Source organism: Streptomyces sp. NPDC093094 (assembly GCF_044754345.1).
In the GTDB taxonomy this organism is placed as follows: domain Bacteria; phylum Actinomycetota; class Actinomycetes; order Streptomycetales; family Streptomycetaceae; genus Streptomyces.
Map to the genome: position 1 here is coordinate 31,515 of NZ_JBIVOX010000020.1, position 16,100 is coordinate 47,614.

General features: G+C 74.9%; 13 protein-coding genes and 1 tRNA gene. 8 read left to right on the top strand and 6 right to left on the bottom strand.

The window, feature by feature from the left end:
* The first annotated feature begins 95 nt into the window (after window positions 1-95).
* On the top strand, window positions 96-1,304 hold the full coding sequence (locus ACIQGV_RS32400) for an acyl-CoA dehydrogenase family protein (protein ID WP_402500918.1): 1,209 nt from the start codon (window positions 96-98) through the stop codon (window positions 1,302-1,304).
* 66 nt (window positions 1,305-1,370) lie between these two features.
* Entirely contained in the window at window positions 1,371-3,569 is a 2,199-nt protein-coding gene (locus ACIQGV_RS32405; protein WP_402500920.1) for a HelD family protein, read from the top strand.
* Here the strand turns inward: ACIQGV_RS32405 and ACIQGV_RS32410 are convergent.
* From ACIQGV_RS32410 to ACIQGV_RS32420, 3 genes are all read right to left on the bottom strand, one after another.
* On the bottom strand, window positions 3,469-4,272 hold the full coding sequence (locus ACIQGV_RS32410; protein WP_402500923.1) for a hypothetical protein: 804 nt from the start codon (window positions 4,270-4,272) through the stop codon (window positions 3,469-3,471). The genes ACIQGV_RS32405 and ACIQGV_RS32410 overlap by 101 nt on opposite strands.
* Before the next feature lie 100 nt (window positions 4,273-4,372).
* On the bottom strand, window positions 4,373-5,431 hold the full coding sequence (locus ACIQGV_RS32415) for a sugar ABC transporter permease (RefSeq protein WP_402501096.1): 1,059 nt from the start codon (window positions 5,429-5,431) through the stop codon (window positions 4,373-4,375).
* Between the two features lie 267 nt (window positions 5,432-5,698).
* Window positions 5,699-6,877 (bottom strand): MFS transporter, encoded by a 1,179-nt coding sequence (locus ACIQGV_RS32420; protein WP_402500926.1) that lies wholly within the window; start codon window positions 6,875-6,877, stop codon window positions 5,699-5,701.
* 266 nt (window positions 6,878-7,143) lie between these two features.
* Between ACIQGV_RS32420 and ACIQGV_RS32425 the strand changes: the two genes are divergently transcribed.
* The 5 genes from ACIQGV_RS32425 to ACIQGV_RS32445 all read left to right on the top strand — a co-directional run bounded on the left by ACIQGV_RS32425 (window position 7,144) and on the right by ACIQGV_RS32445 (window position 10,616).
* Window positions 7,144-7,890, top strand: a complete 747-nt coding sequence (locus ACIQGV_RS32425) for a hypothetical protein (protein WP_402500928.1) — start codon at window positions 7,144-7,146, stop codon at window positions 7,888-7,890.
* Window positions 7,891-8,076: 186 nt separating this feature from the next.
* Window positions 8,077-8,703: a sigma-70 family RNA polymerase sigma factor gene (locus ACIQGV_RS32430; RefSeq protein WP_402500931.1), complete on the top strand. Its 627-nt coding sequence runs from the start codon at window positions 8,077-8,079 to the stop codon at window positions 8,701-8,703.
* Between the two features lie 174 nt (window positions 8,704-8,877).
* Window positions 8,878-9,723, top strand: coding sequence for an endonuclease/exonuclease/phosphatase family protein (locus ACIQGV_RS32435; protein WP_402500933.1), 846 nt, complete (start codon window positions 8,878-8,880; stop codon window positions 9,721-9,723).
* Window positions 9,724-9,802: 79 nt separating this feature from the next.
* Entirely contained in the window at window positions 9,803-10,504 is a 702-nt protein-coding gene (locus tag ACIQGV_RS32440) for a bleomycin resistance protein (protein ID WP_402500935.1), read from the top strand.
* Between the two features lie 37 nt (window positions 10,505-10,541).
* Window positions 10,542-10,616: transfer RNA gene (locus tag ACIQGV_RS32445), tRNA-Trp, on the top strand.
* Window positions 10,617-10,668: 52 nt separating this feature from the next.
* Here the strand turns inward: ACIQGV_RS32445 and ACIQGV_RS32450 are convergent.
* The 3 genes from ACIQGV_RS32450 to ACIQGV_RS32460 all read right to left on the bottom strand — a co-directional run bounded on the left by ACIQGV_RS32450 (window position 10,669) and on the right by ACIQGV_RS32460 (window position 13,511).
* The gene (locus tag ACIQGV_RS32450) at window positions 10,669-11,946 is read right to left on the bottom strand and encodes a hypothetical protein (RefSeq protein ID WP_402500937.1); all 1,278 of its coding nucleotides are present in this window, start codon (window positions 11,944-11,946) and stop codon (window positions 10,669-10,671) included.
* 79 nt (window positions 11,947-12,025) lie between these two features.
* Window positions 12,026-12,793 carry a GNAT family N-acetyltransferase gene (locus ACIQGV_RS32455; protein WP_402500940.1) on the bottom strand — a complete coding sequence of 256 codons (768 nt, stop codon included), beginning with the start codon at window positions 12,791-12,793 and terminating at the stop codon, window positions 12,026-12,028.
* A gap of 373 nt (window positions 12,794-13,166) precedes the next feature.
* Window positions 13,167-13,511 (bottom strand): hypothetical protein, encoded by a 345-nt coding sequence (locus ACIQGV_RS32460; RefSeq protein WP_402500943.1) that lies wholly within the window; start codon window positions 13,509-13,511, stop codon window positions 13,167-13,169.
* Between the two features lie 211 nt (window positions 13,512-13,722).
* Between ACIQGV_RS32460 and ACIQGV_RS32465 the strand changes: the two genes are divergently transcribed.
* On the top strand, window positions 13,723-16,014 hold the full coding sequence (locus ACIQGV_RS32465) for an ATP-binding protein (protein WP_402500946.1): 2,292 nt from the start codon (window positions 13,723-13,725) through the stop codon (window positions 16,012-16,014).
* The last annotated feature ends 86 nt before the right edge of the window (window positions 16,015-16,100 follow it).

Sequence of the window (16,100 nt, forward strand, 5' to 3'; positions counted from 1 at the left end):
GGGACGGTCGCCCCCGACCAGTTCCACGGAAGAAGCAGTCGGACGGCTGACGGCCGGGGTTCCCGTGACGCCGTGGAAAGTGAGGAGACATCCCTATGCCGGACATCACAGGCGGCCCCCGATGCCCGCGGGAGACAGCCGAGTTGAGGGATCGCGTCACGGCGTTCGTACGCGACCGGGTGGTGCCGTGCGAGCAGGTGCTGGACGGCGGCGGACCCCAGGCGGCCGCCGTGCTGCGCGCCTTGCAGGAGGAGGCGCGCGCCGAAGGGCTGTGGGCGCTGCCGCTGCCCGCCGAACTGGGCGGCGGAGGAATGCCGTTGAGGACGTACGCGTATGTCGCGGAGGCCGAGGGGGCCAGCGACCACGGGCCCGCCGCCCTCGGCTCCGCACCCCTGCTCGACGTGCTGATGCTGTGGCGGCACGGCAGCGCGGCGGTCCGTGACCGGTACGCCGAGTCGCTGGCCGCCGGCAGGACACGGGCCTGCTACGCCATGACCGAGCCCGGGACGCCGGGCACCGACCCCTTCCTCACGGCCACCCGCGCGGTGCCGGGGGAGGACGGGACCTGGCGGGTGAGCGGCCGGAAGTGGTTCGTCAGCGGCGCCGCCGGAGCCGACCTGGTCACGGTCCTCGCACGGACCGACGGCGACCCGCCGGACCGCGACGGCCTGACGCTGCTGCTGGTGCCCGCCCGTTCGCCCGGCTTCCGCGTGGTGCGCGAGCTGCCCGTGCTCGGGGCGGGCGGACAGGGGGAGATCGCACTGGACGACGTCGTCGTGGACGGCGATCACCTCGTCGGCCGCCGGGGCGGGGCCCTGGCCGTCGCGGGCGAACGCCTCCAGCTCGGCCGCACCCTGCGCTGTCTGCGCTGGCTGGGGCAGGCACGGCGGGCCTTCGACCTCATGCGCGAGCGTGCCACGACCCGGGGCCGCTCCCAGGGGCCGCTGGGCGACCTCCAGCTCGTCCAGCGCCATGTGTTCGAGTCGCTGCTCGCCCTGCGCACCACCCGGCCCCTCGTGTACGAGGCCGTGGCCCTCCTGGACGCGGGGCGGGACGCCCATGTGGAGGTCGGACTGGCCAAGGTGGCCGCCGCCCGCACCCTGCAGCAGGTGGCCGACGCGGCCATCCAGGTGCACGGAGCCGCGGGCCTCGGCCCGGACACCGCCCTGCCCGCCCTCTTCCGCACCGGCCGGGCGGCCCGCATCCTCGACGGCCCGGACGAACTGCACATCACCTCCGTCGCCCGCCGCGTCCTGCGGACCACCGGCGCCGGAAGCACCAGGGCGGTCGACCCGGACAAGTAAGTCAAGCCTTACTTTTACGGAAATCAATCTGCATAGTGAGGGGCCGAGCCGGGAGGAGAACCGCTGTTGCCGCAGACCGACGAGGACACCGCAGGACAGACCGAGAGGGAGCAGGAACACGTGACCGCCCTGTACACGCTGCTCGACGAGCAGTCGGCGCAGACACGGGCCCAGCTGGCGGACGTGCTCGGGTCCCCGGCCGACAGCGCGGGCGAGGTGTACGCACGCGATGTCGCCGCCGAGCGCCTGGCACGTCGGCTGCGCCGGCTGGAGGGAGCCGAGGAGGGGCTGGCGTTCGGCCGGATCGACCGCGCGGACGGAACCGCCCTGCACATCGGACGGATCGGCCTGCACGAGGGCGGCCGGGACCTGCCGCTGCTCGTCGACTGGCGGGCGGAGGCGGCGCGGTCCTTCTACGCGGCGACGGCCGTCCACCCGATGGGGCTGCGGCGGCGCCGTCACCTCCGGGTCGAGGACCGTACGGTGCGCGCGGTCAGCGACGAACTGCTCGACGGATCGGCTCCCGCGGCCGGTGACATCGTCGGCGACGGCCCGCTGACCGAGGCACTGGAGGCCAGGCGCACGGGGCGGATGCGTGCGGCGGTGGCGACGCTCCAGTCGGAGCAGGACGAGATCGTCCGCTCCCCGCACCGGGGGGTGACCGTGGTGCAGGGCGGCCCCGGCACCGGCAAGACCGTCGTGGCGCTGCACCGGGCGGCGTACGTGCTGTACGCGTTCCGGGGCGCCGCCGCCCAGGGGGTGCTGGTGCTCGGGCCGAACGCGCGGTTCCTGGACCACATCTCCCAGGTGCTGCCGTCGCTGGGGGAGAACGACGTGGTCCTGGCGACGTGCGCGGAGCTGGCCGGGCCGGAGCCCGCGGCGGTGGAACCGTCCGACACCGCCCGCCTCAAGGGGAGTCCGGCGCTGGCCGTGGCGCTGGCGGACCTGGTGCGCTCCCGGCAGGCACCGGACGGCGGGTTCGCGGTGCGGGTGGGGCAGGAGCGGGTCCGCCTGACGGACACGGACGTCGCGGCGGCACGCCGGGCCGCGGTGGCGAGCGGCCTGCCGCACAACCGTGCGCGGCAGGTGTTCAAGGAGCATCTGATCGGCGCGGTCACCGGCGCGCTGGAGCGCGGCACCGTCGAGGCCCTCGAACACATCGACGCCGAGATCGCCGAGAGCACGGGCCTGGACCTCGACGCCGCGGCCGGGGACGATCTGCGGGCGCTCGGCTTCGACGACGCACCGCCCGCGGACCCCGCCGAGGTGTTCGACGCGGACGCCGCCCGCGCGAACCTCCTGGACGACGCCCACGTCGACCGCGCGGTGGAGTCCCTCTGGCCGCGGCTGACGCCCGAAGCGGTCGTACGGGCCCTGTCGGCGGACCCCCGCACCCCGGCCGGGCGTCCGTCCTCGCTCACCGACGACGAGCGTTCCCGGCTGGCGCGTCCTCCCGGCGCCCCGTGGACCGACGCCGACATACCGCTGCTGGACGAGGCGGCCGACCTGGTGGACGGGCCGCCGGAGCGGACGTACGGGCACGTCGTGGTCGACGAGGCCCAGGAACTGACCGCCATGCAGTGGCGGATGGTGATGCGCCGCTGTCCTGCCAGGTCGATGACGCTGGTGGGCGACTTCGCCCAGGCCGGCCCCGCGGCGACGGCGGGCGACTGGTCCCAGGCCCTCGGCCCGCACCTCGGCGGCCGGTACCGCCTGCACACCCTGACCGTCGGCTACCGCACCACCGCGGAGATCCTGGAGAGCACCCACGGCCTGCTCGCCCGGATCGCACCCGGCCGGAAACCGAGCCGGTCGATCCGCCACGGCGCTCCTCCCCGCCGTCTCACCGCAGGTCCGGACACACTCGCCGCCACGGTGACGGAGGAACTCCGGGCGCAGGCCGCGGCGCACCCGGGCGAACTGCTCGCCGTGATCTGCGCGGACGGCCGGGTGGCGGAGATGGCGGCCGCCGGTGCCGGACGATGGGCACGCCTCGTGCCGGCCTCCGAGGCCCGCGGCCTGGAGTTCGACGCGAGCGTCGTCGTCGGCCCGGACGAGATCGCCGCCGCCCGCCCCGGCGGTGAGCGCGACCTGTACGTCGCCCTCACCCGCGCCACCAAGCGGCTGTGCACCGTCGCCGTCCGCCCCGCCGGTCCGCGTGTCGTCAGATCCGGTGCCACATGTCCGACAGACGTACGCCGTGCAGCCGGCGCAGGCGCCGCAGCTGCCAGCGGGCCAGGAGAACCAGGGTCAGCGGGCCGGTGAGGCCCAGCATCAGGCGTACCGGCATGGAAACCTTGTCGTACATGGGGTCCCCGAGCGTGGGGAGGGTCAGGGCGACCATCGAGAAGATGGGCAGGAGGGCCGGCAGACCGTCGTTGATGTCGGCGGTACGTCCTCCGTTGAGCAGGAGCAGAATGCCTCCGTATCCGCCGAAGAGAGCGAGCCAGAGGCCGCAGACGGCGGACCCGGGCGAATGCGGAGGCCAGTCGGAGAGGTCGGTCTGCATGAAGACGATCCACGCCGTGACCGTGAGGACGAAGGCGAGGAACGGGCCGCGCCACCGCAGGGTCGCGGCCCACTTGCGGCCCTTGGGCGTCATCGAGACCGCGACCCACGCCACGTAGAAGATCATCTGAATGGCGCTGAAGCCGTAGGCGAGGCTCTCCCCGAACCGGCCGGGTATCTCGCGCAGGGGCACCAGCCCGAGAGTCAGCCACGCGGCGACGGTCAGGGCCAGGCCGAGCGCGGCACGCCAGAACTGGAGCCTGCCCATCGCGGGGTCCACGACCCGGTCGGGACGGGTCGGCGAGCACAGCCGGTGCGCGGCGATCACCGGCACCAGCCAGCCCAGCCACCACAGGACGCCGCGCCGCGCCGCGGGGACCGTACGGAAGACGGGTACGGGGGCCAGGCGGGGCGGCGTCCCCGGCGGCGGCGTACCCGGACGTGTCGTCGGCTGTCCCACTGCTACCCCCCGTGCTCACGGCGACCGGGCCCGTGCCGCGGTTCGCCGTCCACCCCTTCGGTGTGCGGCAACCACCGTAGGGAATCAAGGACTCGGGTCACTAGGCGGTGTGCGGGTCGACGAGACCGGTGAGCACGGCCAGCGCGTACGCGAGGAAGAAGCTGCCCCAGATCAGCTCGTGCCGTGTGGCCGTCCCCGCGCCCAGGTCGTGACAGCCGTTCAGGAGACGGCCGTCGGCGGTGAGATGGCCGTGGACCAGCGCGTCGAGCAGCGTGACGGCCTCGTCGCGGCGGCCGAGCTTGAGCAGGGCCACCGCCGTGACCGCCGCGGCGGAGGTGTCGCGGGGGCCGTCGGGACGAGCCTCGTCGGCCGGCGGGACCGTGAGCCCCGGCAGGAGCCGGCCCACCGGCTCCGCCGGATCGCAGGCGTCCAGCCGGTGGGCGGCGTCGGCGACGGCCAGCAGCAGCCACGCCCGCCCACGGCTCCAGCCGGACGGCGGATCGTCGCGCGGGATCCATCCCGCGGCCCCCTCGTACTGCCAGGACCAGCGGAAGGAGCCGGTGCCGAGACAGAGTTCGAGGTGACGGCGCAGATGGGACCCGGCCACCTCGGGTGCCGGCGCGGCCAGCAGCGGAACCGTGCCGGGGACGCCGTCGGCGCGGGCCAGCAGACGGGGGCCGCCGAACGCGGCACCCCACGGGACCACGCCCGGCACGGGGTCGTACGCGGCCCGGCAGGCGAGCGCGGCGCGGTCCCGCAGGGCGGCGGCCTCCTCGGTGTCGGCCAGGGCGGTGCCGTACCAGAAGATCAGTCCGCGGGTGACGGTGTCGGCGTCCAGCCGGTTCGCGAGGCGGCCGGTGGACCGCGCCGCGGCCTCGCGGTCGGACGCCAGACCCGTGTGCCGCGCCCGCAGCCACAGCAGGCCCGCCCAGAACCCGCCCGCCCAGGACGCCCGTCCGGTCGTGGTCCATACGCCCGTGCCCGGCTCGGCGAACAGCGGGAAGCGGTCGCCGGCCTCGGCGCGGGTCGCGGCGGCCCGGTCGAGGAGGGCGCTCAGCGCGGGTGCCGCCCACTCAGGGGCGCCGACAGGTACGCCGACGGGCTCCCGGGCGGGCACGTCGGCGGGGCGCCGGGCGGGGCCGCGGTTCTCATGCGCCATGCTCACGGCCGGGGCCTCGCTGTTGTTCCTGCGGTGGGTTCATGGCCGGGACCTTGTCGTTGTTCCCGTGCCGTGGCCGGGGTTCCGATGTCGTTCTGTGTCGTGTTCATGGCCGGGGCCTCGCCGCTGTTCCCGTGCCGTGGTCGTGGCCGGGGTCTCGTCGTTGTTCCTGTGCCGTGGTCGTGGCCGGGGTTCTGATGTCGTCGTGTGTCGTGTGTCGTGTGTCGTGGTCGTGGCCGGGGTCTCGTCGTTGTTCCTGTGCCGTGGTCATCGCCGAAGCCCTGTCGCCCGTTCCGCGCCGCGCCCGTCGATCCGTTGCCGTCGCCGTTCGCGCACCGCCCAGGCCAGGGCCACCCCGCCCGCCCCCGCGAACTCCGCCGCGACCAGCAGCCAGCCCGCGCCGTAGCGCCCGGCCGAGGCCAGCAGGCCGAACAGCGGCGGACCGGCGGCGAACCCGGCGAAGAAACCGGCCGAGACCAGAGCCGAGTCCTGCCCGGCCCGGCCGGGCGCCGCGCGCTGCATCACCAGCACCATCGAGACCGCGTTGGCGGCGACCGCGAAGACGCCCACGGCCACCGCCGCGACCCAGACCAGCGGACGCGCGGACGCCGAGGCCGCGAGCAGCAGCGCCGCCCCCACCGCCCCGGCCGCCAGGCCCGCCGGCAGCCACAGGGCACGCCGTGGCCGCCCCGCGACCCGGGACCAGCCCACGCGCCCGGCCACGCCCGCGACGCCCAGCACGGCCACCAGGGCGGCGGCCGCGGTCGGACCGAGTCCCAGCCGCCGCACCCCGTACAGGGCGAGGTAGGTGTTCACGGAGGCGGTGCCGCAGCCGAGCAGCAGGGAGAAGACGGCCAGCCAGGCGATCGTGCCGCGCGGGACCCATGACCCGGGGGTGTACGCCGGGGGCGGATCGGCGGGCAGCACGCGCGCCGCCCAGCAGGCCGTCACCACGGCGGCCGCGGCGGCCGTCCACACCGCGCCGCGCCAGCCGATGCCGCCGGCCAGCGCGGCGAGCGGCAGCCCGGCGGTGAACGCGCCCAGCTGGACCCCCGACTGCTTCGTCCCCGTCACCGAGCCGCGCCGCCCGGCGGGAACGGCGGCCAGGATCGTCTTGTTGGTGGCGGGGTTCGCCAGTGCCTGCGGCACTCCGCCCAGCGCGACCGCCGCCAGCAGGAACCCCGCCCCCGGCGCCGCCCCGATCATCGCCAGAGCCGCCGCCGACACCAGCAGCAGTGCCACCAGGCAGCGCCTCGGGCCGATCCGGTCCACCACCTGTCCGCCGGCCGGCGAGAGCAGGGCAGCCGCCCCGAAACCGACCGTCGTGGTCAGACCCAGCACCGTCGGTGACACGCCGAGATCGTCCACGAGCCGCGGCCCGAGAGCGCCGAGCAGGAACAGCTGCATCATCGAGAAGGCCATCGCGAAGGTCAGCAGCACGGTCATCCGCGTACTCGCCCGTGACGTACCCGGGTCCACGGGGCCGCCCACCGCGTCGGCCCGTGTCCCGCTGCTCCGCTCCGCCGCCACCGGCGCCCCCTCCTCAAGCCCGCTGGTCCTCACGGGTCCACGGCAGGAGTCGGCGCGAACAGCCCCCGGGTTCCGGGCCGTTGCTGTGGCATGTATCACAACAGGCCGCTGAGTGGGGAACCCGGACCGCTTTCGTACCCTCTCGTGACGTGTGAGCACAGGACTGCGAGGATGAGGCCGACATGAATGCCGGGGGGTGTTCCCGCATACTCAGGGCCGCGGTCTTCGCGGCCGTCTGTGTGCTGCTCGCCTCCCTGGGACACATCATGATGTCGGGGACCGCCGTGCCCTGGTGGGCCGTGGCCGTGGGCGCGGCAACGACCGGCGGCGCGGCCTGGCTGCTGGCCGGCCGTGAACGCGGACCGCTCCTCGTCGGTGCCGTCACGGTCGCCGCCCAGGCCCTGCTCCACACGTCGTTCTCGCTGGCCCAGGCACTCGCGCAGCCGCGGACCTCCGGCGCCGGGTCGCTGGGCCAGAGGTGGCTGGGCCACCTGCTGTGCGGTGCACCCACGGGGCCGGGCACACCGTCCGACACCATGCCGGGCCGGGTGACGGACGGTATGGGCATGAGCATGGGTCCCATGGACATGGACTCCATGGGACCCATGCACCACACGGTGTCCGGCCACCCCCTGGACCACGCCATGGGCGGCATGTCCTCGACGGGCATGCTCGCCGCTCACCTGCTGGCCGCGCTGCTGTGCGGTCTGTGGCTCGCCCACGGCGAGCGGGCCGCCTTCCGTATCCTGCGCGCGCTCGCCGGCCGGCTCGTCGCACCGCTGCGTGTGCTGCTGCGGCTGCCCGCGCCGCCCCACCGGCCGCGTGTCCGCGGCCGCCGGAGCCGGTCGGACCGTGCCCCCCGGCAGCTCCTTCTCACCCACGCGATCACTTCTCGGGGACCGCCTTCGGGGACCGCTGCCGCCGTCTGACGGCAGCCGGCTTCCCGAGGCGTGCCACGAGGACGACGACCGTCCTCGTGCGCCTCGGGCATCGGCCGCGCACCTCCGTGCCCGGCCGCCCGACCCCTTTCACCGGACCGCACCGTGCCTGCGGCGCTTCGGCGCGCCCGGACGCGGACAGCCGGTCCGGTGCTTTCCGAGAAGGAGAGACACCCGGTGATCACGCCTGCCCTGTCTTCATCGTCCTCGTCGCGCGCAGACGTCACGGACGCGTCGAGGGAGGAATCCATCACGGCCTGGGCGCTCGACGCGCGCGGCGGAGACCCCGTCGCCGTGGAGCGCTTCGTCCGGGCTCTGCACCAGGACGTCCGCCGCTACGTGGCATTCCTCGGCGCGGACCCGCAGAGTGCCGACGACCTGACCCAGGACACCTTCCTGCGGGCCCTGGGCAGTCTGCCCCGTTTCGAGGGACGTTCCTCGGCCCGCACCTGGCTGCTGTCCATCGCCCGGCGTGCCGTCGTCGACAGCATCCGCTACACCTCCACCCGGCCCCGGCTGTCGGACACCGAGGACTGGCAGACGGCCGCCGAGCGGACGCAGCCGCGGGATCTGCCCGGCTTCGACGACGGCATCGCGCTCGCCGAACTGCTGGACATGCTTCCGCGCGACCGCCGGGAGGCGTTCGTCCTCACCCAGCTGGTCGGCCTTCCCTACGCGGAGGCGGCCGACGTCAGCGCATGTCCCGTCGGCACCGTGCGCTCAAGGGTCGCCCGCGCCCGCACCACACTGATCTGCTGGCTGGACGACGCCGAGGAACGGACGCCGGCCGCCGCGGCGGCCTGACCGGCCCCGTGCCGCCGCCCGGGTGCCGACCCGGGCGGCGGCGCCCCGATGCCGCCCGGGCCAGGGCCGCGCCCCGGCTCCGGGGCCCGGGAACCATCCGCCGGGCCCGCCGCGTTCACTGTGCGGCGGGGGAAGCGGGAGCCGGATGCCCCGTGCATCCGTACGGAGGAGGCGATGGTGCTCGCAAGGGGCACGCGGTATTTCGCGAGTGCGGTGATCGTGGCCTGCATGGTGCTCGTCGGCCCCAGCGCGCCGGGCGGCGGTGCCCTCTTCGCCAGATCGCTGCCCGCCGGCGCCGTCAAGGACGTCGTGCCGAACCGGGTCATGACGTGGAACATGTGCAACCCCTGCGAGGAGAGCAACGCCGACCGGGCCGCGGAGATCGCCACCTACGCGCCCCAGGTCGTCGGCATGCAGGAGGCGTGCGTGCGTGACGTCGAGCGGATCCGGGACTACCTGGAGATCTTCTACGGGCTGGAGTACCACGTCGAGTACGGGCCGGTCCTCCAGGACTGGGGCCGCTGCGGGGGAACGCCGTGGAACCCGGGAGGCTTCGGCCAGGCCCTTCTCTCCGCCGCGCCGATGACCGACCGCGTCAGGGCGGAGTACCCCGACGGAGGATCCGAGGACCGGGGGTACCTGGCGGTCACCACCCTGGTGGACGGCAGGCCCGTCCGCGTCTTCAACACCCACCTCGCGCAGCGCAGTCAGGAAGAGGTCCGGTCGGACCAGGCGCGTGTCCTCGCCGCGACGGTCGCCGGGTACGACCGCGCGATCGTCCTCGGCGACTTCAACGCCGTGCCGCAGGCTCCCGAACTGGCCCCCCTGTGGGAACTGGCCACGGACGCGGACCCGCAGTGCGATCCCGCGGCCGCCGACGCCTGCGAGCCGACCACCGACTGGAACCTCAAGTTCGACTACGTCTTCCTGCGGGGTGTCGCCCGGGCCGGCCACCAGGTGCAGCCCACCGCGTACTCCGACCACCACATGCTGCGCGCCGACCTGGACCTGACGTCCTGACCCTGGCCCGAGACCGCCGGCCGGCGTGGCCGGAAACAGCCGTTTCCTCGGTTGGTCAAATTTGACTAGAGTGAACGGCATGGCCGAGAGAACCATTCCGATCCTGCCGTGCCGGACCGTCCAGCCAGTGATCGACTTCTATGTCGCCCTCGGGTTCGAGGTGACCTTCCGGCAGAAGAGCCCCAACCCGTACGCGGTCGTGGAACGCGGCGGCATCGAACTCCAGTTCTTCGCGATGAAGCGGTACGAGCCGGCGGAGTCGTTCAGCACGTGCTACGTCCGGACCGACGACGTCGACGGGCTGCACGCCGCCTTCCGGGCAGGTCTCAAGGCGGCGTACGGCAAGGTCCCGGCCCGGGGGCTGCCGCGGATCGGGCCGCTCAAGGACATGTCGTACGGGGTGCGTCAGTTCCTCGTGACCGACCCGGGCGGCAACTGCCTCCGCATCGGGCAGCCCACGAGCGAGGACCGGCATCATCGCCGGGCCCCCGAGGAGATCTTCGCCCGCGCCCTGCACCACGCCTCCCTCCTCGCCGACTCCAAGGAGGACTGGGAGGGCGCCGCGAAGGTCGTCGACCGGGTGCTGCACCTTCGGGACGAACGGCCCACGCCCGTGCAGCTGCTCCGCCTGCTGGTGCTGCGGGCAGACGTCGCCGTGCGGCTCGGGGACGAGGAGACCGCCGCGACAGCCCTCGCCGAGGCCGCCGCGATCCGGCTCACCCCTGAGGAACGGGAGTCGGCCGCCGAGGACCTCGGCCGCCTGGAGGAGCTGACCGGCTGAGGCACGGTGGGGCATGGGCTAGGGTGACGGGCCGGGCGGGGCCGTAGCGCAGAGGTCGTCGCGCGCGGTCTCCAAAACCGCGAGGACGCCGGTTCGAATCCGGCCGGTCCCGCCTCCCGCCCGTCACCTCCTCCAGGTCCTCGGGACCAGGCGTCCGCAGCGCCTCAGATGTGCAGCGTCCCGGGGAACGCGCCGTGGCCCACGTCCGGTTCGGTGACGGCGAGCCAGCCGTGGCCGCGCACCCGGGTGTCCGGGCCGACCTCACCGGGGTCGAGGGAGAGGTACCGGCAGGCGGACCGGGCGCCTGTGGTGCCCGCGTTGGGCTCGGCGTCGTCGTACTCGGGGTCGTACTCCGGGTCGTCGACCGCGAGGGTCTCCCACGGCAGCGGGTCGCCCTCCCACTCGGGGTCGCTCTCGGCGGCGTACCGGCGGATCACCCGGCCGTTCTCGGCGACGAACCACAGGTCCGAGCCGCCCGCGTCGTCCAGGAAGAAGAGCTGGGCCTGGCCGCAGCGGACGCTGAGCCGCTCGACCGTCCCGATCATGCCGCCCCAGGGGTCGTCGTCGCCGACGAGCAGGTCGAACGGGCCGAGGACGAGGCGCCAGCCGTCCAGTTCCGGGGTGACGAAGACCCGCCCCGCGGTACGGCCGCCGCCGTCGGGTCCGGGCACCAGGACCCTCCGGCCCTCGGCCGCCTCGACACCGGCGGAGACCGTCACCGGCTGCCGGTCGTGCAGGCCCAGGACCTCGAACACCCCCTCGTACGACGCCCCGGGCACGGCCATCCACCAGCCGAAGAGGGTCGACGACGGCAACCGTGGGGTCTCGGTCAGGATCTTCACCCGTATCAGCCGCTGGATCAGAGCGCGGTCGCGGTCGTCGAGCGCGTCGGCGCCACCGCCCGTGACCAGCGCGGCCAGCGCGCCCCGCCGGGTCCCGGGGGACGCGGCCGGATCACGCCGCAGGGAACGCAGCCGCGGCCGGAAGGACGCGTGCATCAGCCGGGCGTAGTCGGACGCCTTGTAGGGGACGAGGCGGCTGCGGGCGCAGGTGTCCACCAGCGCCCGCAGCCCCGCGTCGGAGTCCGTCCTCAGTCTGAGGAGCCCCTGGAAGCCGTCGCCTGACCTGCCGCGGTGCGGGTCGGCGGCCAGGGCCGCGTACTGATCGGCGGAGCGCTCGTCGAACCCCGCGAGCAGCACGCCCACCTGTGAGTCCGTCACTTCCCCGCGGCGCCAGGCCGCCAGGACGGCGTCGAAGGCCGGCGGCCCGATGTGCCGCAGCGCCCGGGCGGCCGGTCTGAGGTCGGCGTTGCGCACACCGGCCACGCCGCGCAACAGCTCCGGCACCACATGGCCGGCCTGCGCCGCCAACCGCCCGGCGGCCGCCTCGGCCCGCGCGGTGTCGTCGCAGGCCAGGTCCTCCAGAAGGGATTCGATCCTCATACGGCAGACAGTAGCCGCGCCCACTGACAACGCCCTGCGCGGGAGACACCTCACGCACAGTCACCGACGGGGCGCCCCCTCAGAGTTGGCGCGTCGCGGGCAGGGAGACGTAGAGGCGGGTGCCCCGGGGGCGGTAGCCGACGCGTTCGTAGACGCGGCGTGACCCTTCCCCCGAGTACTCCAGCCACACCGATCCGGCTCCCCGGGCGAACATCGTCTCGGTCAGGGCGGCGGTCACCGCGGCCGCGATGCCCCGGGCGCGGTGGGCGGGGCGGGTGCCCACACCGGCCAGTTCGGCGGTGCCCTCGGCCGGCGGGGAACAGGTCGCCCCGCCGGCGACGCCGCCCTGCGGGGCGCGCACGAAGCGCACCGCTCCACCGCTGTGCTGGGTACGCCGCAGTCGTGCCGCGCCCTCCGCGGACGGCGCGAACACGCCGCCGAACGCCTCCGCGAGCGCGGCGTCGAGCCCGGCGAACTCCTCGTCGGTCGCCGGGGTCTCGACGAGCGGGGAGCCGGCCGCCACGGGGAGTGCCAGCGTGCGGGGAGTGCAGACGAGGTACTCGTGCGCCGCCTCGGTGCCGAACCCCGCCGCCCGCAGGGCCGGTTCCACGCCGGGGGCGGCCTGCGGGGCGAACTCCAGCCGCGGCAGCAGACCGCGCTCCCGGAACACCCCGATCAGGGCCGCGACGTCCTGCGCGGTCGGCTCGGCGCCGGGCAGCGGGGTCGCGTAGTTGAGGTAGGGGCTGTCGGTGTCGGGGCTGAAGCCGGCGACGAAGCCGCCCGTCTCGACGACGACGGGACGGCGGCGGAGATTGCTGACGGCGAAACTCTGGACCTGGATGTCCATGATGGGTGTCGACCTCACGAAGTCTCGGGGGCCCTGGCGGACTCGGGGAGTCCGGGGCGCGGAGGAGGGGCGGTGCGTCAGGCACCGCTTCGTGGGGCCGCCGCGGGAGAGGGTGCGGAAGGACCGAGACCGCTGTGGAGCAGGTGCTCAGTTCCGGCGGCGGCCGCTGGGGGACGCCGAGAGCATGGACTTCGTTCCTCACTGTGAGTGCTGCTGCGAGGCCGCAGAGCCGGTCCCACTGTTCCACGGCCGGACCGGCTCGGGCAAGCGGGATCTCCGCCGGCGCACGCGGAGGGGCGGGCGCCCCCCCCGCCCGACCGCGGCCGGAAGGTGTCGGCCACGGCCGGGCGGAGCCCCCCGTTCCAGGAAAAGGTCAGTTGCCCTTGCCCGGGCGGTAGCCGGACGGCAGCGTGTACACGAACTCGCGGGGATCGCCGTGCGCGGCCTCCAGGAGTTCCGGGGCGCTCAGGAGTTCCGGGGCGCTGTGGTGGCCGAGGGCGTACAGGTTCCGGCCCGGGGCCCGGGTGTTGTACGCGTAGACGGCGTTCCGCTCGGCCTTCGCCCCGTCGTCCTGGTGGGGCGAGCGGGAGATGGCCGGCTCGGCGGCGGCCGAGGCCCCCGGGGCCCACTTCGTCTGGCCGGCCACGGCGGTCAACGCCCCCGCCGCCAGGACCGTACGCCTGGAGACAGCGGTGGATCGCCGGTCGGTGTCGGTCATGTGGAGTTCCCCGATGGTCGGTCGGCGGTCCGCGCGGGCGCGGGCTCCTGAGCGGATGGAGGGGTGGTCGGTCCCTCGCCTGCCCTCAGTCGACCACGCCCCTCGACGGCGGCCCAGGCGGTTCCACCGGCAGAACTGCCGTCCGCGATACTTCTGCCGGAGACTCGTGTCCCGGCGAGCGGGGCGAGCAGGGGATCAGGGGGCATCGACCGTGGGCAGTGGCACGCCCGCCGCGGGGGACTTCGGGCAGCAGTTGCGTGAACTGCGGACGAGCGCCGGGCTCAGCCAGGAGGCGCTCGCCCACGCGTGCGGCGTGAGCGTGCGCGCGCTCGCGGACATGGAGCGGGGGCGGACCCGCGGGCCGCAGCGTCGCACCGTGCGGGCGCTGGCCGCGGGGCTCGCGCTCGACGAGGCCGGCGCACGGCGGCTGGAGGAGGCCGCCGCGCGGGGCCGGCCGCGCCCCCGTACGGCCCCCTTGCCGTCCGCCGGTCACACTCTGGCCCTGCCGCGCGACATCCAGGACTTCACCGCCCGCGGCCCGGCCCTCGCCCGCCTGCTCGACCTCGCCGAACGGGCCGACCCCGCCCATGCCGTGGTCGGTGTCGTCGCGGGCCAGCCCGGGCTCGGCAAGACCGCGTTCGCGGTGCACGCCGCGCACCGCCTCGCGCCGCGCTTCCCCGACGGGCAGTTCGCCGTGGACCTGCACGGCATGGATCCCGAGCCCGTCACGCCGCACGACGTGCTCGGAAGGCTGCTCCGGGCGGCGGGCGTCGCCGACGCCGCGATCCCGGCCGCGACGGAGGACCGGTCCGGCATGTGGCGCTCGGTCCTCGGCGACCGGCGTGCGCTGGTGCTGCTGGACAACGCCGCCGACGAGGCGCAGGTGCGCCCCCTGCTGCCCGGCACGGGACCGTCGCTGGCCCTCGTCACCAGCCGCAGCGCCCTCGCCGGTCTGGAAGCGGTCCACCGCACCGATCTGACGCTGCTGCGCCGCGAGGAGGCGGTCGAGCTCCTGACCCGTATCGTCGGGCCGCGCCGGGTCCGGGCCGAGGCCCAGGCCGCCCGCGACCTGGCCGAGCTGTGCGGACATCTGCCGCTCGCCCTGCGGATCGTGGGCCAGCGGCTCGCGAGCAGGCCGCACGAACGCCTCGGCAAGCTCGTCGCCCGGCTCGCCGCCGAGGGCCGCCGGCTGGACACCCTCCAGACGGGCGGCCTCGGGGTACGCGCCGCCTTCGCACTGTCGTACGCCCAGCTCCGTCCCGACGCCCGTACGTTCCTGCGCCGGGCCGCGCTCGCCGCCGGACCGGACTTCAGCCCCGCCACCGGTGCGCTCCTGGCCGGCCTGTCCTGCGCCGACGCGGCCGACTGCGCGGAGGAACTGACCGATGTCGGGCTGCTCCACAGCGACCCCGCCACCGAGCGCTACCGCTTCCACGACCTGCTCAAGCTGTACGCGGCCGAGCAGTTGACGGCCGAGGACGGCCCCGAGGTCCGGGACGCCGTGCTGGACCGGACCGCCCGGTGGACGCTCGGCCGGGCCACCGCCGCCGCGCTCCGCTTCGACGTCGAGCACCACCGGGACGACCCGCACGGCGACCCCGACCCCGCCGGAGCACCCGCCGACCGGGAGGAGGCGCGGGCCTGGCTGGAGGCCGAACGCTTCCAGTGGCTCGCCGCGCTGCGCCGCGCCCACGAGAGCGGCCTGCACCGGCAGGTCGTGGACACCGCGGAGGCGATGCACTGGTTCTCCGACCTCAACCAGCACTGGGAGCAGTGGGTGGAGGTGTTCCGGCGCTCCGCCGACGCGGCCCGCGCGCTGGGCAGCAGGCAGCAGGAGGCGGTGCATCTGAACTACCTGGCCTGGGCCTACAACCTCTGCGCCCATGACCACCACGCCGGCCTGAGGACCGCCGACGCCGCGCTCGCGGCGGCCCGCGAGAGCGGTGACGGACTCCAGACCGGGTGGGCGCTCGGCTACGGCGCCGGGGCGCTGCACCGGCTGGGCCGTACGGAGGAGGCCCACGCCCGTATGCGCGAGGCGGCCCGCAGCCTCGCCTCCCAGGACTCCCCGCAGGCCCGTCTCGCCGAGCTGACCACCCTCAACGCCCTCGGTGCCTATCTGCGGCAGGCGGGCCGTACGGCGGAGGCCCTGGACATCCACCGCCGCTGCGAGCAGATCTGCGACGCCGGGCACCCGGATCTGCCCGACGAGCTGATCGCGATGTACCGGGCCGTCGCCCAGCAGCAGATCGGCAACGACCTCGCCGCCCTGGGACGCTGGCACGAGGCCGAACCGCCGTTGCGCCGGGCCCTGGCGCATTTCCAGGCCGTGCGCATGCCGGCCTGGACCGAACCGGCGCGGCTCGATCTGGGCCATGTCCTCGGCGCCCTGCGTCATCCCGAGGCCCGCGAGACGCTGCTCGCCGCACGGGACGCCCTCGCCGCGCTGAGAAGCCCGCGCCACGGCGAGGCCGCCTCCGCCCTCGCGGCCCTGGACGTCTGACGGGCGTGCGCGAGGGCCCGGTCGAGCGTGTGGCCGCCCGGCCGGGCGCCGCGGGCCACGGGCGGGAGGTCCCCGGGAACTCCTTG

Excerpts from the sequence above, each read along its gene's own strand:
- ACIQGV_RS32425 (WP_402500928.1), top strand. The coding sequence starts at position 7,144 with ATGAATGCCGGGGGGTGTTCCCGCATACTCAGGGCCGCGGTCTTCGCG.
- ACIQGV_RS32460 (WP_402500943.1), bottom strand. The coding sequence starts at position 13,511 with ATGACCGACACCGACCGGCGATCCACCGCTGTCTCCAGGCGTACGGTC.
- ACIQGV_RS32415 (WP_402501096.1), bottom strand. The coding sequence starts at position 5,431 with ATGGCGCATGAGAACCGCGGCCCCGCCCGGCGCCCCGCCGACGTGCCC.
- ACIQGV_RS32450 (WP_402500937.1), bottom strand. The coding sequence starts at position 11,946 with ATGAGGATCGAATCCCTTCTGGAGGACCTGGCCTGCGACGACACCGCG.
- ACIQGV_RS32435 (WP_402500933.1), top strand. The coding sequence starts at position 8,878 with ATGGTGCTCGCAAGGGGCACGCGGTATTTCGCGAGTGCGGTGATCGTG.
- ACIQGV_RS32420 (WP_402500926.1), bottom strand. The coding sequence starts at position 6,877 with ATGACCGTGCTGCTGACCTTCGCGATGGCCTTCTCGATGATGCAGCTG.
- ACIQGV_RS32455 (WP_402500940.1), bottom strand. The coding sequence starts at position 12,793 with ATGGACATCCAGGTCCAGAGTTTCGCCGTCAGCAATCTCCGCCGCCGT.
- ACIQGV_RS32400 (WP_402500918.1), top strand. The coding sequence starts at position 96 with ATGCCGGACATCACAGGCGGCCCCCGATGCCCGCGGGAGACAGCCGAG.
- ACIQGV_RS32440 (WP_402500935.1), top strand. The coding sequence starts at position 9,803 with ATGGCCGAGAGAACCATTCCGATCCTGCCGTGCCGGACCGTCCAGCCA.